General features: G+C 47.3%; 23 protein-coding genes and 1 tRNA gene. 17 read left to right on the plus strand and 7 right to left on the minus strand.

The window, feature by feature from the left end; all coding sequences use genetic code 11:
- The first annotated feature begins 2 nt into the window (after positions 1-2).
- From HMPREF1152_RS00610 to HMPREF1152_RS00635, 6 genes are all read left to right on the plus strand, one after another.
- Positions 3-536, plus strand: a complete 534-nt coding sequence (locus tag HMPREF1152_RS00610; RefSeq protein WP_242822257.1) for a nucleoside deaminase — start codon at positions 3-5, stop codon at positions 534-536.
- The gene (locus tag HMPREF1152_RS00615) at positions 537-1,337 is read left to right on the plus strand and encodes an Ig-like domain-containing protein (RefSeq protein ID WP_009643264.1); all 801 of its coding nucleotides are present in this window, start codon (positions 537-539) and stop codon (positions 1,335-1,337) included.
- 114 nt (positions 1,338-1,451) lie between these two features.
- On the plus strand, positions 1,452-2,444 hold the full coding sequence (locus HMPREF1152_RS00620) for a 4-(cytidine 5'-diphospho)-2-C-methyl-D-erythritol kinase (RefSeq protein WP_036381746.1): 993 nt from the start codon (positions 1,452-1,454) through the stop codon (positions 2,442-2,444).
- Positions 2,444-3,112, plus strand: a complete 669-nt coding sequence (locus tag HMPREF1152_RS00625; RefSeq protein WP_009643209.1) for a GntR family transcriptional regulator — start codon at positions 2,444-2,446, stop codon at positions 3,110-3,112. The genes HMPREF1152_RS00620 and HMPREF1152_RS00625 overlap by 1 nt, the downstream gene beginning before the upstream one ends.
- Positions 3,113-3,526: 414 nt before the next feature.
- Positions 3,527-3,877 (plus strand): DUF6110 family protein, encoded by a 351-nt coding sequence (locus HMPREF1152_RS00630; protein ID WP_009643203.1) that lies wholly within the window; start codon positions 3,527-3,529, stop codon positions 3,875-3,877.
- The gene (locus tag HMPREF1152_RS00635) at positions 3,877-5,982 is read left to right on the plus strand and encodes a heavy metal translocating P-type ATPase (protein ID WP_009643277.1); all 2,106 of its coding nucleotides are present in this window, start codon (positions 3,877-3,879) and stop codon (positions 5,980-5,982) included. The genes HMPREF1152_RS00630 and HMPREF1152_RS00635 overlap by 1 nt, the downstream gene beginning before the upstream one ends.
- A gap of 359 nt (positions 5,983-6,341) precedes the next feature.
- Here HMPREF1152_RS00635 and HMPREF1152_RS08810 read toward each other — a convergent pair whose 3' ends face one another.
- Positions 6,342-8,084, minus strand: coding sequence for a S1C family serine protease (locus HMPREF1152_RS08810; RefSeq protein ID WP_009643232.1), 1,743 nt, complete (start codon positions 8,082-8,084; stop codon positions 6,342-6,344).
- Positions 8,085-8,340: 256 nt separating this feature from the next.
- On the opposite strand from HMPREF1152_RS08810, the gene HMPREF1152_RS00645 reads away from it, so the two are divergent.
- The 4 genes from HMPREF1152_RS00645 (at position 8,341) to HMPREF1152_RS00660 (ending at position 13,626) form a co-directional block, all read left to right on the plus strand.
- Positions 8,341-9,552, plus strand: coding sequence for an FprA family A-type flavoprotein (locus tag HMPREF1152_RS00645; RefSeq protein ID WP_009643223.1), 1,212 nt, complete (start codon positions 8,341-8,343; stop codon positions 9,550-9,552).
- Positions 9,553-9,563: 11 nt separating this feature from the next.
- Complete coding sequence (locus HMPREF1152_RS00650; protein ID WP_009643211.1) at positions 9,564-10,046, plus strand: DUF1934 domain-containing protein; 483 nt, start codon at positions 9,564-9,566, stop codon at positions 10,044-10,046.
- A gap of 76 nt (positions 10,047-10,122) precedes the next feature.
- Positions 10,123-11,631, plus strand: coding sequence for a DUF1846 domain-containing protein (locus HMPREF1152_RS00655; RefSeq protein WP_009643271.1), 1,509 nt, complete (start codon positions 10,123-10,125; stop codon positions 11,629-11,631).
- A 303-nt stretch (positions 11,632-11,934) separates the two neighbouring features.
- Complete coding sequence (locus HMPREF1152_RS00660; RefSeq protein ID WP_156791922.1) at positions 11,935-13,626, plus strand: ClC family H(+)/Cl(-) exchange transporter; 1,692 nt, start codon at positions 11,935-11,937, stop codon at positions 13,624-13,626.
- A gap of 113 nt (positions 13,627-13,739) precedes the next feature.
- Here HMPREF1152_RS00660 and HMPREF1152_RS00665 read toward each other — a convergent pair whose 3' ends face one another.
- A complete protein-coding gene (locus HMPREF1152_RS00665) occupies positions 13,740-14,861 on the minus strand; it encodes an elongator complex protein 3 (protein WP_039883263.1) in 1,122 nt (373 codons plus the stop codon).
- A 290-nt stretch (positions 14,862-15,151) separates the two neighbouring features.
- Entirely contained in the window at positions 15,152-16,192 is a 1,041-nt protein-coding gene (gene ansA / locus HMPREF1152_RS00675) for an asparaginase (RefSeq protein WP_009643228.1), read from the minus strand.
- 302 nt (positions 16,193-16,494) lie between these two features.
- On the opposite strand from ansA, the gene HMPREF1152_RS00680 reads away from it, so the two are divergent.
- From HMPREF1152_RS00680 to HMPREF1152_RS00700, 7 genes are all read left to right on the plus strand, one after another.
- Positions 16,495-16,569: transfer RNA gene (locus tag HMPREF1152_RS00680), tRNA-Thr, on the plus strand.
- Positions 16,570-16,661: 92 nt separating this feature from the next.
- Positions 16,662-17,204 (plus strand): zinc-binding dehydrogenase, encoded by a 543-nt coding sequence (locus HMPREF1152_RS00685; RefSeq protein ID WP_408631968.1) that lies wholly within the window; start codon positions 16,662-16,664, stop codon positions 17,202-17,204.
- Between the two features lie 4 nt (positions 17,205-17,208).
- Entirely contained in the window at positions 17,209-17,334 is a 126-nt protein-coding gene (locus HMPREF1152_RS09785) for a zinc-binding dehydrogenase (RefSeq protein ID WP_009643252.1), read from the plus strand.
- A 15-nt stretch (positions 17,335-17,349) separates the two neighbouring features.
- Entirely contained in the window at positions 17,350-17,505 is a 156-nt protein-coding gene (locus tag HMPREF1152_RS09470; RefSeq protein WP_009643250.1) for a hypothetical protein, read from the plus strand.
- 165 nt (positions 17,506-17,670) lie between these two features.
- A complete protein-coding gene (yedE, locus tag HMPREF1152_RS00690) occupies positions 17,671-18,732 on the plus strand; it encodes a YedE family putative selenium transporter (protein WP_009643188.1) in 1,062 nt (353 codons plus the stop codon).
- 1 nt (position 18,733) lies between these two features.
- The gene (locus HMPREF1152_RS00695) at positions 18,734-18,937 is read left to right on the plus strand and encodes a sulfurtransferase TusA family protein (RefSeq protein ID WP_009643186.1); all 204 of its coding nucleotides are present in this window, start codon (positions 18,734-18,736) and stop codon (positions 18,935-18,937) included.
- Positions 18,937-19,182 carry a DUF3343 domain-containing protein gene (locus HMPREF1152_RS00700; RefSeq protein WP_036380855.1) on the plus strand — a complete coding sequence of 82 codons (246 nt, stop codon included), beginning with the start codon at positions 18,937-18,939 and terminating at the stop codon, positions 19,180-19,182. The genes HMPREF1152_RS00695 and HMPREF1152_RS00700 overlap by 1 nt, the downstream gene beginning before the upstream one ends.
- Before the next feature lie 236 nt (positions 19,183-19,418).
- On the opposite strand, the gene nhaC is transcribed toward HMPREF1152_RS00700, so the two are convergent.
- The 4 genes from nhaC to HMPREF1152_RS00720 all read right to left on the minus strand — a co-directional run bounded on the left by nhaC (position 19,419) and on the right by HMPREF1152_RS00720 (position 24,360).
- Complete coding sequence (nhaC, locus tag HMPREF1152_RS00705) at positions 19,419-20,864, minus strand: Na+/H+ antiporter NhaC (RefSeq protein WP_009643268.1); 1,446 nt, start codon at positions 20,862-20,864, stop codon at positions 19,419-19,421.
- Between the two features lie 252 nt (positions 20,865-21,116).
- On the minus strand, positions 21,117-22,364 hold the full coding sequence (locus tag HMPREF1152_RS00710; RefSeq protein WP_009643265.1) for a DUF2812 domain-containing protein: 1,248 nt from the start codon (positions 22,362-22,364) through the stop codon (positions 21,117-21,119).
- Between the two features lie 4 nt (positions 22,365-22,368).
- Positions 22,369-22,671, minus strand: a complete 303-nt coding sequence (locus tag HMPREF1152_RS00715; protein WP_009643276.1) for a PadR family transcriptional regulator — start codon at positions 22,669-22,671, stop codon at positions 22,369-22,371.
- Between the two features lie 192 nt (positions 22,672-22,863).
- Positions 22,864-24,360, minus strand: coding sequence for a PucR family transcriptional regulator (locus tag HMPREF1152_RS00720; protein ID WP_009643198.1), 1,497 nt, complete (start codon positions 24,358-24,360; stop codon positions 22,864-22,866).
- Between the last annotated feature and the right edge of the window lie 99 nt (positions 24,361-24,459).

The raw sequence follows: 24,459 nt of genomic DNA on the forward strand, positions 1-24,459 counted from the left end.
CTATGATAAAGTTAACAAATATGCGAGATAACAATTTATATATGCGAGAGGCTTTGAAGGAAGCGTACATTGCAGCTGAGCTTGGCGAGGTTCCGGTAGGGGCTGTGATAGTAAAGGCTGGCGAGATTATCGCCAAGGCTCACAATATGGTGGAAGCTTATGCATCTTCGTCGGCGCATGCAGAGATGCTGGCAATGGATGCGGCAGAGGCAAGGCTGGGCAGTAAATGGCTCAGCGGGTGCGAGCTGTATGTGACCTTAGAGCCGTGCTCTATGTGTGCAGGAGCAATGGTATTAGCGAGGCTGGAAAAGCTCTGTATAGGGACAATGGACCCCAAGAACGGGGCCTCCGGGTCGATATTCGATATCACCGGCTCGGACAGTCTCAACCACAGGATAGATGTAGAACGCGGAATACTTGCCGACGAATGTGCGGAGGCGCTGACGAGCTTTTTTAGAGAGCTGAGGATAACTAAGGCGCAGCTGCGCAAGAGTAATATAGTCAAAGACAAAGTCGATATACCGGAGGAAAAGTAGATGAAAAGAAGAGGGTTAATTGCGGTTCTGACAATGCTGATGATAGTGCTTAGCACGGCTATGTGCTTAGCAGCTGACGATAGTGCATTTGCGCTCAAATCGTCATACCCTAAGGATGGCCAGAAGAACACCTCGATTGAAAACCTGGGAGTTAAGCTGTATTTCAATCATTCAGTGTCCGGCAAGGCTGCACAGGCCAACAACGCCAAGAGCGTTAAGATCATCAATAAGGACGGCAAGAAGATTCCGATCAAGGTTCTGACAGCAAACGATAAGTCGGGACTTGTTCTTGTGCTTGGCGACAACACTGACAAGAAGTTCAAGGTGGAGAATAACTCGGAGTACAAGCTGGTGATCGATAAGAATTTCGTAGATGACTACGGAAATTCTCTCGGCAAGGACACAATTGTAACATTTAAAACCTTCAACCAGAGGCTCAGCATGACCATCAACATGGTTATGATGGTAGTCGTGTTCGGTGGTATTATGGTTGTGACTATCAGACAGCAGAGCAGCCGGAAGGACGACGAGAAAGTCGAGAAGGAGAAGAAGGGGGAGTCCGCATTCAACCCTTACAGAGAGGCTAAGAGAACCGGCAAGTCAGTTGAAGAGGTAATCGCAGAGGAGAAGAAGCGTGTTGCCAAGGCTGAGAAGCGCGCCAAGAAAAAGGGCACAGTTAAGAAGGAGGAGAAGCTCAATATTAGTGAATTGCTTCCGAATGTGTATAAGGTTCATAAGCCAAGGCCGATCACTGCAGGCGGCGGTACATACAAGTCCGGCCGCGGAAAAGCTTCCAAGTAATTAAACATAATTTCGGAAAATCACAGATTATACATAACATTTTGCATACAAAATAGTACAATTAGTGCGAGGATACGACGTATCCTCGCATTTTTTGAGGTAACGGGTGGTGTTATGAATACACGAGTGATTACAGCACAGGCACTTGAGCTTAATGCATATGCAAAAATCAACCTTTCGCTATACGTGCTATCCCGACGATCGGATGGTTATCATGACATCAGGTCGTTCATGCAGGGGGTCAATTTATGTGACACCTTGAAAATAGAAGCGAATTTACCAAAAAATTACAGTTTTCGTTGTTTTTTTGTTAAAACTAACATATACTTATGTGCGAATAATAAGAAAATCCCACAATCTGCGGACAATCTTGCCGTTAAAGGGGTGGTATCAGTTATTGAGGCTGTTTCCGATAGGGAAAGCGTTGCTGAACTGATGAAGAGCAGAGGTATGGAATGCATCTCAATACATATTGAGAAGAGGCTTCCTGTGGCAGCGGGCATAGCCGGCGGAAGCGGAAATGCAGCAGTCGCAATGCTTGGAGTGAATTCCATGCTTGGCAATCCGTTCTCTCTGAGAGAACTGATGAAGATAGGTGCCGGTGTAGGGGCGGATGTACCGTTTTCTTTAATGATGAATGCGTACATGAACAAAGCCCTTTTATATGGGCTGCCCGGACTCGCAGAAGCGAGCAGTGCCGCTGTAGTGTCCGGAATTGGAGATGTGGTTGAAGCTGCTGAGCCGAGACCATATCATGTAATATTATTTAACCCGGGAATTGCTGTTTCTACCAGGGAAGTATACGAAGCAATGGATGAGGAACCGGACAGAATCTCATATATGAGAAAAAAGACTGATGATCACATCTTCTATAATGACCTTGAGCTATATACGCTTGCGAATTATGAAGAAGTCCGGGCTTTGGAAGAACTGATTCGCAAGAATTTACACGCAGATGAAGTGCTGATGAGTGGCAGTGGACCGACTGTGGTAGCTTACTATACCGACCGTACTAGATTCGAAGCAGACTATGCAGACTTGGGATCTGCTAACTGGATTGAGCCAACTTGGAGATACTGGAAGACGGAGAGTGGAGGGTACAACTAATGGAGTTAGATTTTCAGATTCAGAAACCACTTAGAGAGCTTGTATATTTGGAACTCAAGAGAAGAATTCTGACCGGCGAGATAGAATCCCATACAAGACTCATGGAAATTGAACTGGCAGACAAGATGAATGTTAGCAGGACACCTATCAGAGAGGCGGTTCGTAAACTCGCAGCTGAAGGTTTAGTAGTTATCGAGCCGAGACATGGTGCGTATGTGTCGGAAATTTCGATAAAAGATCTTGAGGATGTATTTGAGGTAAGGGAGGCGCTTGGGGAGCTGGCTGCCGGAATTGCGGCGGAAAGGGCTACCGAAGAGGATAAGGCGGCACTCAATAAACTGTTAAGGCTCAACCAGCTTGCAATTGAGAACCATAATAGGGACGAGATGGTAGAATACGATGAGAAGCTGCACAACTACATCGTTGAATGTAGCGGCAATAAGACGCTGATTCAGATGGTTAAGCAGGTGCAGGAGCTCTCGATGAGATTCCGTTACGTATATTATGATGATCAGAGCAAGTATATGATTCAGCCTGTTGAGCATAAGAGGATAGTCGATGCCATCGTTGCCGGCGATCCGGAGGCAGCTAGAAAAGCAGCGAAGGAGCATATTGCAACTCTAAAGGCATTTATCGTGGAGAGAGATAAAGGAAACGGAATGATGTGATCGCATAGTGGCTCACCAAATAAGCATAACAAGAGATGAAACTTGATGCGCGATGTGCGTAGATCCTTTCATTTTCTTCCATTCCAGCGGGCAGACCGTCACCTGCCCGTTTTTTAGTGCTTGAAGTTGCCGATGCGGTGATTGTCCGACTACCGGGATCAACGACCGCACGTTTTGTCCTATAACTCGCAAACGTCAGATAACGTATGACAGGCAGCGCAATTAAGCCTTGCTTATGATTGCCGGCGTTTTTTATGTATAGTATGACGGAAAAGCGGCAAAAGTCCCAAAAGCGTTGAAAAGTTAGGTAACCGCAACTAAAGTTAATGTTGACTAGCGTTTTTTATCGATGATATATTATGAAATAATTCAAGATATTATTATATTAGAGTATCAGGAATGAGGAGGTTACATATGAAATTTTTAGGTAAGATCAACGGTAAATGCTTTGGCTGCGTAGCGGCAGGCTTCCTGGTTGGAACCGTAGGCAAAGTTATCCTTACAAGTAAGGATGCCAAGAAGGTATACACACACTGCACCGCGGCAGTTCTGCGTGGCAAGGATTCTCTGATGGAGACAACGACAACGTTGAGAGAGAACTGCGAGGATATCTATGAAGATGCAATGGATATGAATGCAGTTCGCTACGCTGAAGACGAAATGATGATGGTTGAGAATGCCAGAGCAATCGTCGAAGCATACGATGCAGACGCGGATGCAACCGGGGATCAGACTGCAGAGGAAGAAGCTAAGGACGCAGAGTAATGCGCTTCGTAATACTTCACGAATCAAGCTCCAGGATACGCATCCATCTGCCCCGTTACAAGATGACAATGGAACAGGCAGATATTCTGGAGTATTATCTAAAAAATAAGCCGTTTGTCACACACGCTACGATTCACGACAGAACAGGAGATGCATCTATCAGATACAGAGGTGGCACAGCCGGACGAAAAGCGCTGCTCTCGGCGCTCAGGGATTTTTCATATACCGATGAAGAGGCGATAGCGTTGGTTCCTGAGCATACAAGCAGGGAGCTCGACCACGAGTATCAAGAGCAGATGATGAAGATGATTGTGCTCAGATATGCGAGCAAGCTGTTCTTACCTCCATGGCTGCGCCGTGGAATCACGATTGCCAAGAGCTTCAAGTTCATCAAGAAGGGTGTCAAGTCTCTATCCAAGGGCAAGCTTGAGGTTGCGACACTCGATGCGACGGCGATTACAGTGTCGATGCTCAGGGAGGATTTCAGGACAGCTTCGTCTGTAATGTTCCTGCTTAATGTCGGAGATACATTGGGTGAGTGGACTCGCCGCAAGTCGGTCACTGACCTGGCGAGCGCGATGTCGCTCAACATCACGAAGGTCTGGAAGCGGACTGAGGATGTCGATGTGCTTATCGACGTAAAGAAGGTTAAGCCCGGTGACAGGATTGTCGTACGCACATCTAACGTGATTCCGCTGGACGGCAAGGTAATTGAGGGCTCGATATCGGTCAATCAGTCAACTATGACCGGCGAGTCGATTCCGGTTCACAAGGAGCGGGGTGGCTATGTGTATGCCGGAACTGTTGTCGAAGATGGAAACTGCGTGATAGAGGTTGCGCAATCAGCCGGGACCGGCAAGTATGACCAGATCGTCAAGATTATCGAGGAGTCGGAGAAGCTCAAATCAGAGACTGAAGAGCGCGCATTCCACCTCGCAGACAGGCTGGTCCCGTATTCATTAGCGGGAACAGTTATAACATATCTGCTGACCGGCAATGCGACCAGAGCACTGTCCTTCCTGATGGTGGATTTCTCGTGCGCGCTCAATTTGTCGATGCCGCTATCGATGCTTTCGGCAATCAAGGAATCGAGCAAGTACGATATAGCCGTCAAAGGCGGTAAGTTCCTCGAAGCGGCAGCAATTGCAGATACAATTATATTTGACAAGACAGGAACTCTGACGCACGCAACACCTTCTGTAGTAGATATAGTTACGTTTGGCGACGCTGATCAGACTGAGAGTCTGCGCATAGCGGCTTGTCTGGAGGAACATTACCCTCATTCGGTTGCAAATGCAGTAGTTGCTGAAGCCAGGAATCGCAACATATCGCATGAGGAGATGCACTCCAAGGTTGAGTACGTAGTTGCACACGGAATCGCCAGCACTATCAACGGGAGCAACGCAATAATCGGCAGCTACCACTTCGTGTTTGAGGACATGAAATGCACTGTCCCCGAGGGGGAAGAGAATAAACTGGATAGCTTGCCAACGGCATACTCTCATCTCTACATGGCAATTGACGGGGTTCTACAGGCGGTAATTTGTATATTTGACCCGCTGCGGGATGAGGCTGCAGATGTAATTAAGGAGCTCTACGATTTAGGGGTATCCAAGGTGTGTATGTTAACCGGCGACAATGAGAGAACAGCTGCCGCGGTGGCAGAGAAGCTTGATCTGACGGAATATCGTTCGGGGGTGCTTCCGGAGGATAAGCTGGCATTCATAAAGGCTGAACACACAGCCGGTCGTAAGGTCATGATGATTGGAGATGGGGTTAACGATGCGCCGGCTCTGGCAGAGGCTGATGTGGGAATTGCTGTAAATGAGGGAGCTGCTATCGCCCGTGAGATTTCCGACATCACCATATCGTCGGATGACCTTCACAGGATTGTCCTCCTTCGTAAGCTCAGCATGCAGCTGATGAACAGAATCGACAACAATTATCGATTCATCGTTGCATTCAATGCAGCTCTGATCGGGTTGGGAGTTTCCGGCATATTGACGCCTGCGTCATCAGCACTGTTTCACAATGGCTCTACTATTTTAAGCGGACTGTATAGCACAACATCGCTGCTTGATGAAGTCGAAGAGGAGATTAAGTAACTTAAAACGATTTGACTTCTCATAGCAATCCGGTAAATAGCCAAGAAGGATTTTAAAATATATTGCTATGAAAAGGTGCACTTGACGGTACAACAAAAAGAACTTTGAAAAGCACTTCAAAATTTGGAAAGAAAATTATGGAGGTAGACTATGAAAAAGCATAGATTCTTCGCTTGGGCCACGGTTGCCTGCTTTGCGATGACGATGATTACAGGGTATAAGAGACGATAGCTTGTACTGAACAAGACCCCCATTCCGGAGCACCAAGTCCGTGAATGGGGGTCTTGCTTAATTCCTCTTGATAATCCGGCCTGACAATCCGGTGTCAGTTATAGCATTAATAACGAGAAAAGTAAGTTTTATTTGATATCCACCGAGCTCTGCAGTTTAAGGGAAACTGAAAGCTTGTTGCCGTCACGTATTATTCCCAGCTTGACAGTATCACCTATGCGATGTCCTTGTATTGCAGAAATCAACTCCTCTGAAGTTGATACATTGTCATTATTGATGGACACTACCTGATCGCCCTTCTTTAGACCTGCATCCTTTGCATTTTGCCCCTTAACCTCGGCGATAATTACGGCTTTGGACGATTTGCCGGTTTCTTTGTTTTCAACGGGAGCATCGTAGATGGAGATCCCGGCCATCGGCTTACCCTTTACGGTGCCATGTTCAATGATGTCATCAATTGAAGATGCTATTGAATCAATCGGGATTGCAAATCCAAGGCCTTCTACACCGGCACCGGAGCCCTTAGCCACGACTATTCCAACAAGCTCGCCACTGCCGTTAAATAAGGCTCCTCCGGAATTACCCTCATTTATTGAAGCGTCAGTTTGAATCAAGGTGCGAGTCCTTCCCTCAAGTTCAATCTTTCTATCCTTAGAACTGATGATTCCTGACGTGACTGTTCCCCCCAGCTTTCCGAGCGGATTTCCTATCACAACCCCTAAGCTGCCGACGGCAAGCTTGCTGCTCCTGCCGAGTGTAACCGCGTTGAGACCGGAGGCATTAATTTTGAGGACGGCGATGTCAGTCTGAGCATCGTAGCCCACGACATTGGCCGAGTAGCTCTTGCCGTTGTGAAGTCTTACAGCAATTGTTGTCGCCCCGTCGATAACGTGATAATTGGTTACAATGTAGCCATTCTCCTTGACGATTACTCCGCTGCCGGCGCCTTGTCCCGTGCTGCCGACAGTCGTGTTGATCTCGACTACCGAGTCTGCGTTCTTGTCGGCTATCTCGCCGATGGTCAGCTTGCTGCCGGTAGCGCTCTGTAGCGATGAGCTCGAAAGGTTCTTATAGCTTGGTCCTCTGTTGGCAAAATACAACGCAATTGTCGAACTTAGTGCCGCTGTAAGCACCATCGCGACGATCAGGATCAGCACAAAGAATCGCTTGGTTACATAGCTATGCGCATTGGCACTGTTTCCGGTGCTCTGCCCCGGAGCAAATCCGGGGTACGCTCCTGCATTCGCAGCTGACGTGCCATTCGTCGTGCCGCTCGCAGAGGCTTGAAATCCGTTCCAGCTGTGATAAACTCCCTGCTCCTTAGCGGCGTGTTTTTCGTGATATGGCTCAGACTCTGCCCCTGTATAATTTCCATAATCAGGCTCCGGGGGTTCGCCCCCCGCACTATGCATCCTTGTATACATAGCATCGCCGGAATTGTTGGCTGCAGTTGCATCTGCATTAACGCTGGTGTCGGGCTGCGAATATCGCCTGTGCCTGCTCATGGCAGGAAGCCCGCTGTTTTCATCAACCAGCACAAAATTAGGTTCAGGTGCTGCGGTCTCAGAGTATTCGGCCGCGCCGGACTTTTGGCCATCAAAAGCTGTTTCATGTGCCGCGCTGTAGGTATCTCCATCGGATGAGTCATCTCTCGACATGAAATTTGTCGCATCGTCCGGTGCATAGCTGCCCCATTCCTTCTTGACCTCCGATTCTTCGGGCAGTCGGGTGTTGGCAACGTCATAGACAGAGTCGTAATCTTGCCAGTATTCCTGCTGTGGCTCCTTCATGGAGGATTCTATTGTAGGATCGCTTTCTCGAGGGAGCGTATTGCTATTCTCTCTTGGAGTGTTTTGATCCATTTCGTTCATAAGCTTTCTCCTCAAAAAATTTCATTTCGTAGTTATTATATAGTGTAAATTGCGAGTTAATAGTGGTAAAATATGTTTTTTATGTGAGAGTTTAAAAGCATTGAATTTTCCGGCGGATAAAAACAGTGATAAATCCATGAGATATAAAGCGGTTGAAGACTTTATAAGTTGATGAAACGCTTAACAAAGTAGTATAATCTACCCATATGATTGATGCATTATGTGCATTTAAGTTTAGATAGTAGGAGGGTACGAAATGCATTGCGCTTACAAGGTTACAGACGGTATTTGGTGGATTGGCGGCAATGAGCGTAAGATGTCTGTCTTCGAGGGAGCAATCCCTATGAAAGATGGGATGGCGTACAATTCATATTTTATAGATGATGAGAAGACCGTAGTGCTCGACACAGTTGATATGTCGGTAGCAAAGGTTTTCTATGAGAATGTTGACTATATGCTAAAGGGCAGACCTCTCGACTATGTGATTGTCAATCACGTAGAGCCTGATCACAGTGCTTCACTTGAGGATCTGATTATGAGGCATCCTGAGGCCAAGGTTGTCGGCAGCAAGAAGACCAAGCAGATGGTCAAGCAGTATGTGACATGGGATGTTGACAAATTTTTCATAGAGATTAAGGAAGGAGATGAGCTTTGTACGGGTGCACACACCTTATCATTCTATATGGCTCCTATGGTTCACTGGCCGGAGGTTATGGTGACATTCGAGAAGACGACAGGTTCGCTGTTCTCGGCGGACGCCTTCGGAATATTTGGAGCTCACGACGGCAACATTTTTGCAGATGCCTATGACTTTGAGCTGGAGTGGTTACCCTCCGCTCGCAAATACTACACGACTATCGTCGGCAAATACGGCAGCTTTACGGAGAAGCTGCTCGGCAAGGTGGGAGGTCTCGACATCCGGAGGATTTGCCCACTGCACGGATTTATCATCCGCAAGGATTTTGAGAAGTATATCAACGCTTACCTGACGTGGGCGCGTTATGAATCGGAGGAGAACGGTGTTCTGATTCTCTACGCGTCTCCTTACGGCAACACCAAGAATGCGGCTGAGATTCTCGCTTGCGAGCTCGCTGAGGGCGGCGTTACGCGCATGAAACTGATGGATGTATCACATTGGGATCCAATGGATGTGCTGCCACAGGCGTTTAGATATAGCCACATCGTTATCGCTTGTACGACCTATAACAACGGCATCTTTGTCAAGATGGAGGAGGCGTTGGCTGAGATGAAATCGATGGGTGTATGCAACAAGAAGGTCGGGATCATCGAGAACGGCTCATGGAATCCTACGTGCGGCAAGCTGATTAAAGAATTCTTTGAGGGGCTTAAGAACATAGAATTTATAGGGGATATCGTTACAATCAGGTCATCCGTTAAGGATGAGTCTGCCGAAGCAGTCGCACAGCTGGCGAAGGAAATCGCTGCATCGGTCGCTGCCGAAGCGTAAGAGAGGAATTCATGACGGGCAAAAAAAGTGTAAATCTGGTAATTTCGAACAACCAATACTCGGAAAGCCTCGAACCGAAGGGGGAGACCTTTACAAGAGAGCTTAACCTGGAGGATAACATCGAGTTGACGACAGAAGGTTTCCTGTACAACAAGGGCAGGACTATGTACATAGCATATGACGAAACCGAGGATGCGGGACTTCAGAATACCAAGACTATTATTAAACTCGAAGGAAACGATAAGCTTCGTATCAGGAGATACGGCAAGGATGAGGACTCCGGCATGATGGACATGCAGCTGGAAGAAGGAATCCTAAATATCACTAAATACGTGATCCCGGCCGGAAACCTCGAGATGGAGATTTATACAAATAAGATTGAAACTTCGTTGGACGATGAGGGATATGGCAAAATCTTTGCGGATTATAAGATCAAGATGGAGCCGTTCATCAACGTCAGGAACAAGCTTGAAATTGAGGTTAAACCGAGCTAGAGACCGGAGATAAGAAGGTGGAATTGCGGATTGTTTTTTGACAGTTCATGGATATGTAGAAAGGATTAAAAATAAAATGGAAAGTGTCGGTTTTAGTGCGGAAAAGTATATCGAGGAGCAATCGAAATACATCCTCAAGAGAATTGAGGACGGCAACGGACGACTGTATCTGGAGTTTGGGGGCAAGCTTGTGCAGGACAAGCATGCGATGAGAGTGCTGCCAGGGTTTGACGAGAACGCCAAGATCAAGCTGCTGAACCGCATGAAAGATCAAACGGAGATTATCCTCTGCATCTACGCAGGAGACATCATCTCAAGCAAGACGAGACAGGATTTTGGCATCACGTACGACCTTGAGGTGCTGAGACTCATTGACGCTTTCCGCAGCTATGATCTGGGAATCAATTCGGTCGTAGTTACCAGATACGAGAACAATCCATCGGTCAACATGTTTATCAACAAGCTTGAGCGCCGTGGAATTCGCACTTATAAGCACTACTTTACAAAGGGATATCCGACGGATGTGGATACGATCGTCAGCGATGAGGGATACGGAGCAAATCCATATATCGAGGTAACCAAGCCGCTCATCGTCGTTACCGGCCCCGGAGGCGGTTCAGGCAAGCTGGCAACCTCGCTGTCGCAGGTATACCATGAATACAGGCGTGGCACAAAGGCCAGATATGCTAAGTTCGAGACTTTCCCAATCTGGAGTCTGCCACTCAAGCATCCGGTTAATATCGCTTACGAGGCAGCAACTGCAGATCTCAAGGATGTAAATATGATCGATCCGTTCCATCTGGAGGCTTATGGCAAGACCGCTGTTAACTATAACAGAGATATTGAGGCTTTCCCCGTACTGAAGAGAATCCTGGACAAGATTACAGGAGATGTAGACGTGTATCAGTCACCTACCGACATGGGTGTAAATCGCGCCGGTTTCGGCATCGTCGACGATGATGTGTGCCGTGAGGCTGCCAAGCAGGAAATCATCAGAAGGTACCTTCTTGCAGAAGTTTCATATAAGAAGGGCAAGATTGACGAATCTGTGCTTGAACGCACAAAGCTGCTCATGGAGGAGGTTGACGCGACTCGTTACGACCGCAAGGTTGTGGCACCTGCGGAGGATTATGCGGAGAAGAAGCGCGCCGAGAGTGAACGCTACGATAATGTAATCGTGGCAGCAATCGAGCTCCCTGACGGTAAAATCGTTACAGGCAGAAGCTCACATAGGATGGCAGCGTCCGCAGCTATGATTCTGAATGCAGTGAAGACTCTTGCAGGTTTATCCGATAACATTCCGGTTATCTCATCACAGGTACTGGAACGTCTGCAGAAGATGAATGTCGACTTCTTCGGTGACAAGTCATGTCTTAGCTGCGAGGAAATAATCATGGCCTTAACTATGTCCACAATGACTAATCCGACTGCTGAGCTTGCGCTCAAAAAGCTCCCCAGCCTGCGCGGATGCAGGGCTCACAGCACTGCGATCCTGAGCCAGAGAGATGAGCAGACTCTGAAGTCGCTCGGAATCGACATGACTTCAAATCCTGAGTTCTCGACCAGCGATCTCTATTCCAAGTGATTGTTTTGGAGAAATAGTGAGGCAGCAGTTCCGCAGGGGACTGCTGCCTTTTGGGATATTAGCATAGAGTGCAAGAAGCGCGGCAGGCAGATCCGCAGCGGCAGATTGCCGGCGCAGCCTTGATTGCAGCTCCTCGAGCTGCCGGTACAGCCTTATTGTAGCCCGAAGCTCAGGTCACCGGTGTGGCTCCTGTTGCAGGCTGAAGAGAAAGCTGCTCGCGTAGCTATTGGCTGCACCACCGAGAGGGGGAGCTGGCGACGCGGCTCGCATTTCACCAATCTGCACTGATGATTAACATAATAATTGATAAAAACGAAAGGAACAGGCATGACGGCCAAGCGCAATAAAGACAAGAGCTACGTAGTTCGCAATATTAAGCAGAAGCAGAAATTCAAATACAAGCTCATCCTGGAGGGGGTGGTGGTCGGCATCCTTGTCGGTCTGGTTATTGCGGCTTTCCGACTGCTGCTGGTCAAAGCCGACCACGTCCGCGGGTTGGCTGTTCAGCTGGTCAAGGTCAGACCTATCTACGCATTTGCTATCATGCTGGCATTGATTCTGCTAGCTTGGATTCTCAATTGGCTACTCCGCTTTGAACCGGATATTTCGGGATCCGGCATCCCGCAGATTGAGGGCGAGCTGAAGGGGCTGGAGGATCAGAACTGGCGCAAGGTGCTGCTCGCCAAGTTTGCGGGATGCATTCTGGCTATCGGCGGCGGCTTGGCTCTCGGTAGAGAGGGCCCGAGCATTCAGCTGGGCGGTATGATCGGCAAGGGCTTCGCGCGCCGGAAAAATGCACTGCTGACTGAGGAACGCTTGCTGATGAGCTGTGGCGCCGGCGCGGGACTAGCCGCCGCGTTCGGAGCTCCGCTGGCCGGAGTGCTGTTTGCTCTAGAGGAGCTGCACAAGAATTTCTCGGCAGAGGTCCTCATATCCACCATGGCAGCCAGCGCGGCGGCCGACTATGTGGCGGTCAATATCATCGGCTTGCAGCCGGTATTCAACTTCAACGTAGATCACAGGATCCCGTTGCGCCTCTACTGGGCGGTAATCCTGCTCGGTGTGATACTCGGCGTATTTGGAGTCATCTACAACAAGACGTTGGATAAGATGCAGGACTTATTTGGGAGATTTCACAGCAGCTTCATCAGCATAGGCATTATGATGATGGTATCTTTTCTGATGATGTTCATCTACCCGGCAGTTCTCGGCAGCGGCAACGACCTCGTAGAGGCTATAAGCTCAGGGGAATTTGCGCTGGGAGCGCTCGCCATCCTGCTCGGCGCAAAATTTTTCTTCTCGACCGGCAGCTTCGGTACCGGCACCCCGGGCGGCATCTTTCTCCCGCTGCTGGTCATCGGAGCAATCACAGGAGGACTGTATTCGACTTTTTTGAGCAATGTATTTGGCGTAGAGGAGTATTACATCAAGGGCTTCGTCATAATTGCGATGGCGGGATATTTCTCAGCGATAGTGCGTGCTCCGATTACGGGAGTAATTCTCATCACTGAGATGACGGGCAACTTCATGACTCTGCTATCTCTGGTTGCAACCTCGCTTGTTGCCTACGTTGTGGCTGATTTGCTCGGCGGAGAGCCTGTGTACGACCAGCTCATGCACCGCAGACAGCGCGTGAAGTCGGAAAGTGGAGATATAATGCCGGATCATGAGTATTTGACAGATGTGTATAACAAAGAAGACAAGAAATATATTAAGAAGCGCATCTCAATCCGCGAGCGCAAGGTCGTAATCGATTCGAGTGTCCATTACGGATCGCACATGGACGGGCGTGCTGTTATGGACATGGGTCTGCCGGAGGGCAGCCTGATTGTATCTGTAATGCGAGACGGTAAGGAGATCATCCCGCACGGCTCGACTATTATAAATGGGGGTGACGATCTCGAGATACTCTGCAGACTTAAGGACATCGCCGCGACGGAGGCAGTCCTCGACGAGAAGTGCAAGGTCGTTGCGCTGTCGGATAAGCACGAATAGCCCAGTCGAATAAGCAGGAGAAAACCGCAGTTAAGCGGAATAGGCAGGCCGAATAAAATACACCGGCCTAAGCTCAAATAAGCTCAGGGCCGGCGGATAACCGAGTATCATAGCTATTTCTTAAGCCGGACTCTGAACTTACCGGGGGCCAGCTGTTCATCTATCCGGAATTTGATGTTCAATTCCGGGAATTTGGAGTCGAAATACTTCTTGTTCTCTCCCTTATTGCCGACCGCATTCGAGTACCAGGTCGGCGACGAGAAGATATCCACCTTGGTACGAGCAGGGACACATGTATTCGCATGAACGGTAGCTGTAGAATCTGACAGGAGAGGTTCGGTTGATGAATTGGATGCAGCTGAATATGCAGGAATAGATTCAGCTGCTCTTGAGATTGCGGCGAGTTCAGGCTCAATCCTGTCGCGAGCGATGCGTCCCTCGACAAGCTGGCGGAAGGCCGGGTGATATGTACCGCCGTTGATAGCTCCACCTTCACCGATTATATCCGTGCTCTTTAGTCCAACGCGCATAATCGTGATTCCGGCATCATCGAGAATCCTGTACATAGCAGCAGTGCGAGTCACAGCCTCCTCGCGGCTGAGAGGCTCGTATTCGCCGCGCTTATACATCTCAAGCAGCTCGGTGTCATCGATGACGATAGTAGGATAGAGTCTGGCGAGCGACGGTGCGAGCTTGACTGTTTCTTCCGCCGAATAGACGCACGACTCCGGCGAATCCCCCGGTAAGCCTATCATCAGCTGAATCCCCAGCTCGAAGCCATACTCTTTTATCAGTTCGACTGCTGCATATACGATGGCTGCGCTGTGACCGCGATTGGATTTGCGCAGCACCTCATCATCGAACGATTGCACGCCCAGCTCGATTGTGTCCACGGAGTAAGCCCTGAGATTATCCAAAATCTCGTGGTCGATATAATCAGGCCTGGTTGACATGTGAATTTTGTCAATCCTGCCGGTATGCTTGTATTCCTTGGCAACAGCTAAGTATGAACTCTGCTCGTCCATATCGAGGCCTGTAAAACTTCCGCCGTAAAAAGCGACTTCAATCGTCGGAACTTCTCCGAGGGTTGCCAGCCAAGTATCTATTGTTTTTCGTACCTCGTTCGTAGTGGGCGCTCCGGTGTGAGCCGTTATCTTGCGTTGATTGCAAAAAACACAATCGTTGGGACACCCGAGATGTGGTATAAATATTGGAATGATAGCGTGTTGTTTCATGATATGCCTTATATATAAAAAATTACGTCCTATTCAGTAATTTCGATTATTGATCCGATGTCTTCGAGCGGGTATGAATTAAACAGCTTGCATATCAGCACATCCGGGCGATTTGTGATGATATGCGATACTGTGTTGAGTTCGGGGAATGTGCGAATAGTGTAACCTGAATTTTGTAATGCCTGATTATCATCAGCATGTACTACTGCGGAATGTGCGAATAGTGTAACCTGAATTTGCAAGATAAGAACGCAGTTCAGGGTATGCATTTGCAGACAGGAGCACCGCCGTCAGTGATCAAGTTCTCCTCTGAGGTCAGTCTCGATGAGCTTGCTGACTTCGCTGCGCTCCAGCCCGAGGCTGAACAGGTAATACAGCTTGGCTACTGTAGCCTCGGTTGTCATGTTGGAACCCGATACGGCTCCTGCGTTCGCCAGTTCAGAGCTCGTTTCGTATGCGCCGAGCCGGACCGTTCCCTGCGCGCACTGCGTGCAGACCACGACTGCTGTGCCGTTTGAGATGGCACGGGCAATCAGCGGCGGAAGAGCTTCGTCATAATTAGGAATATTGCCTGTTCCGAATGTTTCAAGCACCAGCGCATCGAGCTCGTGCGTCACAATTGGCGCAAATAGCTCGAACCGGATGCCCGGGAACAGCTTGATGACTCCTACCTTGGCTGGCTTGATTGATTGCACGAGCAGCTCGCCGCGTGGCTTAGGCATGAGACGAGGAGCATTGTAGTTGATATCGATACCGGCTTCTGCGAGCGGTGGATAATTTGGCGATGAGAACGCAATCAGGCCGTCTGCGGACGCTTTCATGGAACGATTTCCACGCAACAACCTATGGCCAAAGTATAGCGCCACCTCGTTGATTTTGTCGGAAACGGCAATCAGAATCGAAGTAATCAGGTTATCCTTACCATCGCTTCTCAGCTCGCAGAGCGGAATCTGAGATCCTGTAAAAATAACCGGCTTGTTGAGATTCTCGAACATAAATGAAAGCGCAGAAGCACTGTACGCCATGGTATCAGTGCCGTGCAGTACAACAAAGCCGTCGTAATCATCGTAGCGTGACGCAATAGATTCAGCAATCATATTCCACTGTACATACGTGATGTTGGACGAGTCGAGCAGTGGCGTGAATTCGACCAATTCATACTGCGGCATGCCGGTAGAGCGCAGGTCATCGATGCGGTCAAGCTCCTGCTGCAGGTGCCCCGCGACCGGCGCGTAGCCGCTGTCAGTACGAGACATTCCAATTGTCCCGCCGGTGTAAATTATGCAAACCTTCTTATCTTCTATTACCTGTGCAGCCTCTATTTCGGTCATTTGTTTCCTCATCGTTTATCGTTTGTCGTGTGATTCATAACACGTAATGGACAATTTCCGGTGAACACGAGTACTGTGCAGCGTGTGCTCTGTGTCGTCCCGGTGTATCACGTACATGTGCCATACATTGCACATGTGCAATAAATATCAAATGCTGTAATTTTACGTTTTCTAAACCTTTGCTCTTATGCAGTCACCGAGATTATTGCCGAGATTATTATAGCATGGAACAAAATGATAATGAAAATGCGGCGTTGATAAATCCTTGATTTTATTATATACTTTACTGGCAACTTTTAGATGCTACTGTGGCTCAATGGTAGAGCACTTCACTCGTAATGAAGGGGTTGCGAGTTCGATTCTCGCCAGTAGCTCCAATGATAAACGCCTGCAAACTGCTTATATTCAGCGACTTGCAGGCGTTTGTATTGTATCTGCTTTAGCAGCGGATTTACCGAGCGATAGCGAGGTGAAAGCCTTCGGTATGAATCATTCCGAGGAGATTCTCCGCGAGTTTGAAATCCTGAACAACTACATCCGGAAGCCAATTGTCCCCGGTATTGAGTGTGTCGGAGAAATTGCATGTGAATCCGATAGCGGATGGAGTACGGGACAGAAGGTCGTAGCCCTTATGGGAGGTATGGGCAGGAGTTTTAACGGCAGCTATACTGAGTATGCCCTTCTTCCCATTCATCATGTGTTCCCGGTAGAGTCGGCACTTTCGTGGGAGGAAATGGCTGCAATTCCGGAGACATATTTTACGGCATGGGGCTCGCTGTTTCAGTGTCTGCGCCTGACAAAAGAGGATAAGCTGCTGGTGCGCGGAGCGACCTGCTCACTCGGATATGTTGCGATTCAGCTTGCAAAGGCTTTAGGCTGCAAGGTTGTCGGAACGACACACAGAGAAGCAAAGATTCAGCGGTTAAAGAAGGCCGGATGTGATGAGTGTATTCCGGATGAGGGAAGCCTTCAAGGGAAGGTCAACGGTGCAGATCATGCAGGATATTTTTAATTTTATGGACGCGCATCAGCTGAGACCTCTGATCGGAGCGACATATGATTTTGAAAACATCGGGGCTGCCTGCATAGCTCTTGACAGCGGAAAGGTAAACGGAAAGATTATTGTGTCAGTAGACGCATAAAATAACGGATGGTGGTTGAGAAAGCAGTGTATTCCTCATCGATTATTCAACTGGCAAGCTTACCGGCCGGCGCGCAACATGGATATCAGCCGTATTCAACATCCGGCGGCAGAGGTCTGTGACAGGGTCGAGAAGTACAAGGCTGTGATGAAGAGGATTTACGAGAATTGAGGATGCTGATTTGCGACAAATATTTTCTAAAGCTCGATTAAAATAAATTGTTATTGAAAATATTGATACTTGCCTCGCAATATAAAAATTACTAATTTTTATACAAAATCCTTGTTTGATATACTCGATATGATCAATCGATATATTTAAAACAAGGAGGAAACAATGAAAAAGGAAAAAAGTACTCTGATTATCATTACAGGGCTCATTGTCGGTGCGGCTGCAATACTTCTCGTTAAGTACGGCAACCCTGCAAACATGGGCTTTTGTATTGCCTGCTTCTTGCGTGACACAGCGGGTGCACTCAAGCTTCATAGCGCTCCTGTTGTGCAGTATGCTCGTCCGGAAATTATCGGACTTATTCTCGGTGCATTTGCAATGTCGCTCGGCAGTAAAGAATTTAAGGTTCGTGGTGGCTCATCACCGATGACAAGATTTGTGCTTTCATTCTTTGTTATGGTTGGTGCACTGATGTTCCTGGGTTGCCCGCTCAGAATGATTCTCAGAATCGCGGGTGGCGACTGGAACGCAATAATTGGTTTAATCGGATTCGTAGTAGGAATCGTTGGAGGAATCCTGTTCTTAAGGAAAGGCTTTACCCTCAAGAAATCCGTTCCGCTCGGAATCGCAGAAGGTGCTGCTATGCCCGCAATCACGGTTGTTTTGCTGGTTATTCTATGCGCATTTCCGGCACTTCTGGTGTTCAGCAAGCTGGGACCGGGTGCTATGCGTGCTCCGCTCGCAATCTCTTTGGTTGCAGGGCTTGTAGTCGGAGTCCTCGCACAGCGCACGAGACTGTGCATGGTAGGAGGATTTCGTGATGCGATCCTGTTCAAGGATTTTTATCTACTGTCCGGGTTTATCGCAATCTTCGTAGCAGCAATCGTTGGAAATCTTATTCTTGGCAATTTCCACGCAGGCTTCGACAAGCAGCCTATCGCGTTTAATGATGCTCTTTGGAACTTCCTCGGCATGGTGCTCGTGGGGCTGGGTTCCTGCCTGCTCGGCGGCTGCCCTCTTCGTCAGGTCGTACTTTCAGGTACCGGAAATGCAGACTCAGGCGTTGCAGTGCTCGGAATGATTGTCGGTGCAGCTTTCTGCCACAATTTCGCTCTAGCTTCTTCGCCGCTGGGACCTACTCCAAATGGCAAGATTGCTGTTATTTTCGGTATTATCGTAACTGTTATCATAGGTCTGATGAATGTCAGAAAAGTTAAGGAGGCGTAGGATGACTAAGGTAGATGCAAGAGGCTATTCGTGCCCGGAACCTGTAATCATGGCTCAAAATGCCGTAAAGGAAGGAACTCCGGTAGAAATCCTGGTAGATAATATGACTCCGGTCAAAAATATCTCGAGATTTGCAGCTAACAATAATCTAACTATGGAATATGTAGAGACGCCGGAAGGTGATTATCTTATCACTCTAAAGTAATGTATATAGCTACTTTTTACACTCACTATGGCGCTCAGACATTCCATAAGATGCAAAAAAGTATAGATTCCAAGGCGGAACTGATGCCTGTTCCGCGCGCCTTGAGCGCATCGTGCGGAATATGCGTCATGTTTGAATTAGATAATATTGCAGAGCTTATAGCAGAACAGCCGGAAGATCTTGAAGGCTTGTATCTGCACGATGAAGATGGCTATAAGCTTCTTCACGAAGGAAATGAATACTGATATTCTATGATGAATATGAACTGAAGTTCCATTGTATGAAGCTGCCGCATTAAGTGAAATGCGGCAGCTGTTAAAATTTCCGACTTTCAAGAATATTAATTGTATTAAAAACGCCATAGTCATTAAAATCAGTGAGTATGATGTTTAATCAGTTTACAATTAGCCGGACAATTTATTTGTAATTTACCTTAGCAGAAGCTGCCCTGAGATTAAATCAATAAATCCTGTTCGGAGGTTTATGACTTGCGAAAGCTGCGCTTTCTCTTGCCATTCGAATCTGCAACTGTAATACCTGCATAGGCAAGAGCTATATTGACAATAGGCATCAGGTAGTTAAATATTGCGAAAGGCAGGTATTGGACGGTGCTTATCTGAAGTGTTGTTTTGATAAATGCTCCACAGGTATTCCAAGGCACCAGTGCGGATGTCACTGTTCCCGAATTCTCAAGCGCGTTGCTTAGAGTCGTCGGACTCAAACCTCTTTCTTCATATGATTTTGCATACATTCGTCCGGGAACAACGATTGAAATGTACTGCTCCGGCATTGTAGCGTTACTCGCAAGGCAGGTGGCCTCAGTCAAAGCTACAAGTCCGCCATCACTCTTTACCAGCTTCAGCACTTTATCTACTATGACATCGAGCTGATGCGTCTCCTCCATTATTCCGCCGAACATCATAGAAATAATAGTGAGTGAAACGGAAAAGAGCATGTTCTTGATTCCGCCGGTCGACAGAAGCTTGTCAATTGATGCTACTCCGGTTTCGCTTGTAAATCCGTTCATTCCGCAATTAAGAATATCGCCGAGTGTACAGTCGCCTCGCTGTAAGATCATTCCGAGAACAGCACCTGACAGTATTCCGAGGACAATGCCCGGTAACGCCGGAATTTTCTTGATAACTGCTATAATTACAATTATAGGCGGAAGGAGAAGAAGTGGATTTACATTAAAATTGTTTTTCAACCCGTTGCTTATCATTTCGACTGATGAAATTGAAGCATTTCCCAGCCCTTGAGAATATCTAAAGCTCAGAACTGCGAAGAATATAAGACAAATACCATACGTTATAGTCGTAGGCAGCATCATAAAGCGAATGTGTGAGAATACATTTGTACCGCTCATCGCAGGGGCTAAATTGGTTGTGTCAGATAATGGTGACATCTTGTCTCCAAAATAAGCTCCGGATATGACAGCGCCGGCGGCGGCAGCGGCAGGGATGCCGAGTCCGTGAGCTATTCCGATTAGAGCCAGTCCCATGGTCCCCATAGTACCCCATGATGTTCCGGTTGCGAGTGATGTTATGGAGCAAATGAGGAGAGCCGCGACAAGAAAGATGCTCGGGGAGAGCAGCTTGAGTCCAAAGTAAATCATCGTAGGAACTACACCGGCGACAATCCACACTCCGATAAGGATACCGATTACGATTAATATCATGATGGAAGGCATGGCCCTCGATATACCCGTTACCATGAATTGTTCGATTTGCTCCCACTTGTAGCCCAATATTAAAGCCATGACAGCGGCCGAAATTACGCCGATGAACATGGGTACATGCGGATCAGTCTCAAAGACGATAATTCCAACTGCCATCACTGCAATCAGCAGGACAAACGTCAGAATTGATTCCCACAGCTTAGGAAGCCTTGGTGACCTTCCTTTCGTATTTTCGTTATAGCTATTCATGCAATACCAACTTTCTGTATGAAATGTTAAAATGTTAAATTTTTATTATTCTACCATGAATCGGGCTAGGAGAATAATAAAAATTGATAAATTAATGATTAGTGAATGTGCATGAAGTCCCTATCGGCATATTTTGCAAGGAACAAAGCATGCCGAACAAACATAATTTTGCACCTAATGCTGGAGCTGGATACCGCTTGCAGGTGCATTGTATCTTAAGAGTGGGGTTGTTTATCTCAATTAGCGATGAACCTACAGCAGCTTACTTGCGAATAAATCAACCTTAGCTCTGAGATCGACCGGCCCGCTGTATATTATTGCTTCGTATTTATTGTCTTTTCTGAGGAATAAGAATTGCATTTGCAGTTCTCCAGAAGACTTAAAATATGCAGCGTAGTCCAGCCCCTTATAATTAAACTGCATGGTACGCTTATCCCGCTTAGAAAGCGTAGTACCGAAACCTTCAACCTGATTAACCATGTCATGTGCCATGAAATGCTTTGCAACATTGGCATTTCGAGCCTTATACAGATAAATGTCATAGGATATAGAGTCTGGAGATGCGGTCTTGGTGTCTATCTTATCATCTGTTTTGTCAGCTCTTTCATCTTCAGGCTCATCTGAGATAGATAAGGATTCGTGCGAAATCCTAGGAATAAGTGCACTATGCGTCTCCTTAAACGAATATATGATGTTTGTATCCTCATGTTTCAGAATGGCGTCCCGAATAACCTGCCATTCTGTCGGTGCAAATTCGGAGTACCGAACCATCTCTTTGTTGCGGTATTTCAGATACTTGATGTTGTCCGAAGAGCTGTCGCTTTCAAAACTGGCAGGGGGAACGATTATGCATGCAACTGCTATTGCAAAAACTAAAGTGTAATAAAAGATGTTGAAGCGATAGACGCCTTTGTACCCCTTTATGGTGACAGCTTTTTCACTTCGCAACCTGCAAAAGAAATTCAGGTACTTTGCTATAGTTGTGGCAAGTGCAAAAAAAACAAAAGGTATCACTAACAGATTCAACACTATGATGATCATATTCTGATCTGCCAAACTGTATACCGTTTCTGAAGGAGTCAAAAATCCCAGAAATAATCTTCGGTTAATATATGCTATCAAGCATATTGCAACAATGAACTGTATGAGGGTATGGATAAGCCAATTCATATAGTACTGCTTCTTGCTCAATATATCCGAAAAAGGTTCGGGAGCATCTGAATCGTCTGAGTAGAAAATCGTAGAATATAAGGACCCGTAGATAATTTTCCAGCCGCACGATTCATACAGGAGCTTTTCTTCATCAGAGATCTTACCCTGCCTATAAGGGAGAATGCGGTATCTGCGGTTCGTTGGTTCGTTTACTACAAATTTAAACAAAAGGGAACCGTTTTCGGTAAGCAGGAGACCCTTTTTAGCCAAGTCTTCTAACCAAATTTGCTCGTAGAATAAATCCTGGAGCATGAATGGATTAAATTTGTATTTTTTCTTAGCGTCCATTGTTTCACCTCTGCGCATCTCTTAAGCATGTTTCTAATCTGTTAATTTCTTGTTGATATAGCTTCTCTCCGCGCTCCGTTATCCTGTAGGAGATTCGTCTGCCCTCGGCAGGCAGCTTCTCGATTAAATGTTCTGACTGAAAGAGTGATAGGAGCGAGTACAGCGTTCCCGGACCCAGCTTGACTCTTCCTTCAGTTAGGTCGTTCACGTAGCTCGATATCTCGGTTCCGCACATCTCCGAGCGGTGGAAACAGAGCAGTGTGTAGAACATCGGTTCGGTTAGAGGTTCCAGCGATTTCTTGGCCATAATTAGCTCTCCACTTCATGATAGCGGTAATATCGTAATACGATACTTATAATTATACTGTAATATCGTAATACGATATTGTCAATATAGATTATCCGCAGATTTAGCCTTTAGAGTTATTATAAATACAAATTAATACATAATGAATTTCGATGAAAGCTGCTAAAAAAAGAGCCAGCCATGTGACTGACTCTAAGACTCTGTATTGCCGAGCTTTAATATGCAGAACGACAACCGTATACTGAACTGCGTGTCGGGATCATCAAGATTGACGTCGCATATTTTGCGGATGTTGTTGAGTCGGTAGATGACGCTGTTGCGGTGCATGAACATCGCAGCTGCGGTCTCCTTGATGCTGCAATTGCAGTTGACATAGGTGCTCAGCGTATGCAGCAGCTCCGTCCCGTTGGCTTCGTCGTAGCGTTGCAGCTGTTGGATGACGTGGTTGCTGTAACGAGAAATATCCTCGGTCCGTGACAGGTGTTCAAGCATGATGTACGTGCTGTAATCTTCAAATTTGAAAACGCTGTAATCCGAGTGAAGTCTGAAGCCGACCTCAAGGGCGTCTTGCGCTTCATTGAGGGCTTTTCGGAGCAGGTGGATGTCGTGGAACTTGCCGCTGACACCGACCTTGACAGCACAAGCAGGTGGAAATACTTCAATCAAATCGGATAGCGCCGGTTGCCCTGCTGCATTAGAAACCACTATGATTGCGTTGTGCTGCGAGAGCACGTGAGCGTCTGGGAGCAACTTGTGTAGCCGGTCTATAACATGAGAAGCCTTGACGAAGTTATCCGCGTTGTTGTCGGCACGGAAATACATCAGCCGTATCGTATCGGCAAACTTGAGGTTTCTATAAGCCTCCGGTAAATTTTCGATAGGTGTACCGATGAGCAGGTTGTACAGAAAGTTATAGTAATTGCTGGTTCGGTACAGGAGCTGCGGAGAGTGCGCGATTATCGAGTAGCCGGCGATACCGCTCAGTGTCTGCAGCATATCCTTGTGGCTGCAATGGTATGTACCTTCTCCTTCAATCAGAATTAGCGAGCCGACCCAGGCGTCTTTGCAGTACACCGGGCAGGCGAGCTTGCGGTATGGCGAGGAAGGACACGTAACTTCAAAAGGGAGGGTACTGTTATCAGCCATCTGCACGGATTTGAGCTTTTTGACCTCGCTTACAAATTCGTAATCGCAGTAACCCTTCTTGATATTTTCCGACCAGATCGGGTCGGTCACCGGAATTTGGGTGGAGTAACCGATAATCCTGAAATCACGGTCAATCAGTATCAACGATGCGTTGAAAGACTGTGAAGCGACGTCTATCAGAGCCTCCGTGCTCTTGACCTCGTCAGCGACTTCGACCAGATAATTGTAGAACTTGTTTGAGCTGCTGTCGGTAAGTGCATCCTGCAGTATATTGAAGACTTTTGCAAAATTATCAGATGGTATAACCGCAAGGTTGCGCGGAGAGCCGTGGAGTGGCTCCGGAATGCAGTCAGAGACTATGATAAAATTATCCGGCCAGATTGTCGGTTGTGCATCGGCACTAAAATATAAGGTGGAGCCGTTGCTCTTGCTTTTACCCTGCTCCCACAAGCGAATGTTAGCAATATCATGGTTTGTGGATTCTGAAATAACCTGTATATCAGAGCTCTTGCCTATGAGGCGGATTACTTCTTGAAACTTCACAATCCTCACCGTCCTCTCATTGGCGCATATAACCGGATTGGTATGTATTAAATTAATTCAATTTTAGTGTTCAGTGCACAAATTGTCAATAATGGTTGT

It is taken from the genome of Mogibacterium sp. CM50 (assembly GCF_000293155.1).
In the GTDB taxonomy this organism is placed as follows: domain Bacteria; phylum Bacillota; class Clostridia; order Peptostreptococcales; family Anaerovoracaceae; genus Mogibacterium; species Mogibacterium timidum.

Excerpts from the sequence above, each read along its gene's own strand:
- HMPREF1152_RS00625 (WP_009643209.1), top strand. The coding sequence starts at position 2,444 with ATGGAGTTAGATTTTCAGATTCAGAAACCACTTAGAGAGCTTGTATAT.
- HMPREF1152_RS00665 (WP_039883263.1), bottom strand. The coding sequence starts at position 14,861 with ATGAAACAACACGCTATCATTCCAATATTTATACCACATCTCGGGTGT.
- nhaC (WP_009643268.1), bottom strand. The coding sequence starts at position 20,864 with ATGAATAGCTATAACGAAAATACGAAAGGAAGGTCACCAAGGCTTCCT.
- HMPREF1152_RS00630 (WP_009643203.1), top strand. The coding sequence starts at position 3,527 with ATGAAATTTTTAGGTAAGATCAACGGTAAATGCTTTGGCTGCGTAGCG.
- HMPREF1152_RS00695 (WP_009643186.1), top strand. The coding sequence starts at position 18,734 with ATGACTAAGGTAGATGCAAGAGGCTATTCGTGCCCGGAACCTGTAATC.
- HMPREF1152_RS00710 (WP_009643265.1), bottom strand. The coding sequence starts at position 22,364 with ATGGACGCTAAGAAAAAATACAAATTTAATCCATTCATGCTCCAGGAT.
- HMPREF1152_RS00715 (WP_009643276.1), bottom strand. The coding sequence starts at position 22,671 with ATGGCCAAGAAATCGCTGGAACCTCTAACCGAACCGATGTTCTACACA.
- HMPREF1152_RS00620 (WP_036381746.1), top strand. The coding sequence starts at position 1,452 with ATGAATACACGAGTGATTACAGCACAGGCACTTGAGCTTAATGCATAT.
- HMPREF1152_RS00655 (WP_009643271.1), top strand. The coding sequence starts at position 10,123 with ATGGAAAGTGTCGGTTTTAGTGCGGAAAAGTATATCGAGGAGCAATCG.
- HMPREF1152_RS00645 (WP_009643223.1), top strand. The coding sequence starts at position 8,341 with ATGCATTGCGCTTACAAGGTTACAGACGGTATTTGGTGGATTGGCGGC.
- HMPREF1152_RS09785 (WP_009643252.1), top strand. The coding sequence starts at position 17,209 with ATGGACGCGCATCAGCTGAGACCTCTGATCGGAGCGACATATGATTTT.
- HMPREF1152_RS00700 (WP_036380855.1), top strand. The coding sequence starts at position 18,937 with ATGTATATAGCTACTTTTTACACTCACTATGGCGCTCAGACATTCCAT.
- HMPREF1152_RS00610 (WP_242822257.1), top strand. The coding sequence starts at position 3 with ATGATAAAGTTAACAAATATGCGAGATAACAATTTATATATGCGAGAG.
- HMPREF1152_RS00615 (WP_009643264.1), top strand. The coding sequence starts at position 537 with ATGAAAAGAAGAGGGTTAATTGCGGTTCTGACAATGCTGATGATAGTG.
- HMPREF1152_RS00635 (WP_009643277.1), top strand. The coding sequence starts at position 3,877 with ATGCGCTTCGTAATACTTCACGAATCAAGCTCCAGGATACGCATCCAT.
- HMPREF1152_RS00650 (WP_009643211.1), top strand. The coding sequence starts at position 9,564 with ATGACGGGCAAAAAAAGTGTAAATCTGGTAATTTCGAACAACCAATAC.
- yedE (WP_009643188.1), top strand. The coding sequence starts at position 17,671 with ATGAAAAAGGAAAAAAGTACTCTGATTATCATTACAGGGCTCATTGTC.
- ansA (WP_009643228.1), bottom strand. The coding sequence starts at position 16,192 with ATGACCGAAATAGAGGCTGCACAGGTAATAGAAGATAAGAAGGTTTGC.
- HMPREF1152_RS08810 (WP_009643232.1), bottom strand. The coding sequence starts at position 8,084 with ATGAACGAAATGGATCAAAACACTCCAAGAGAGAATAGCAATACGCTC.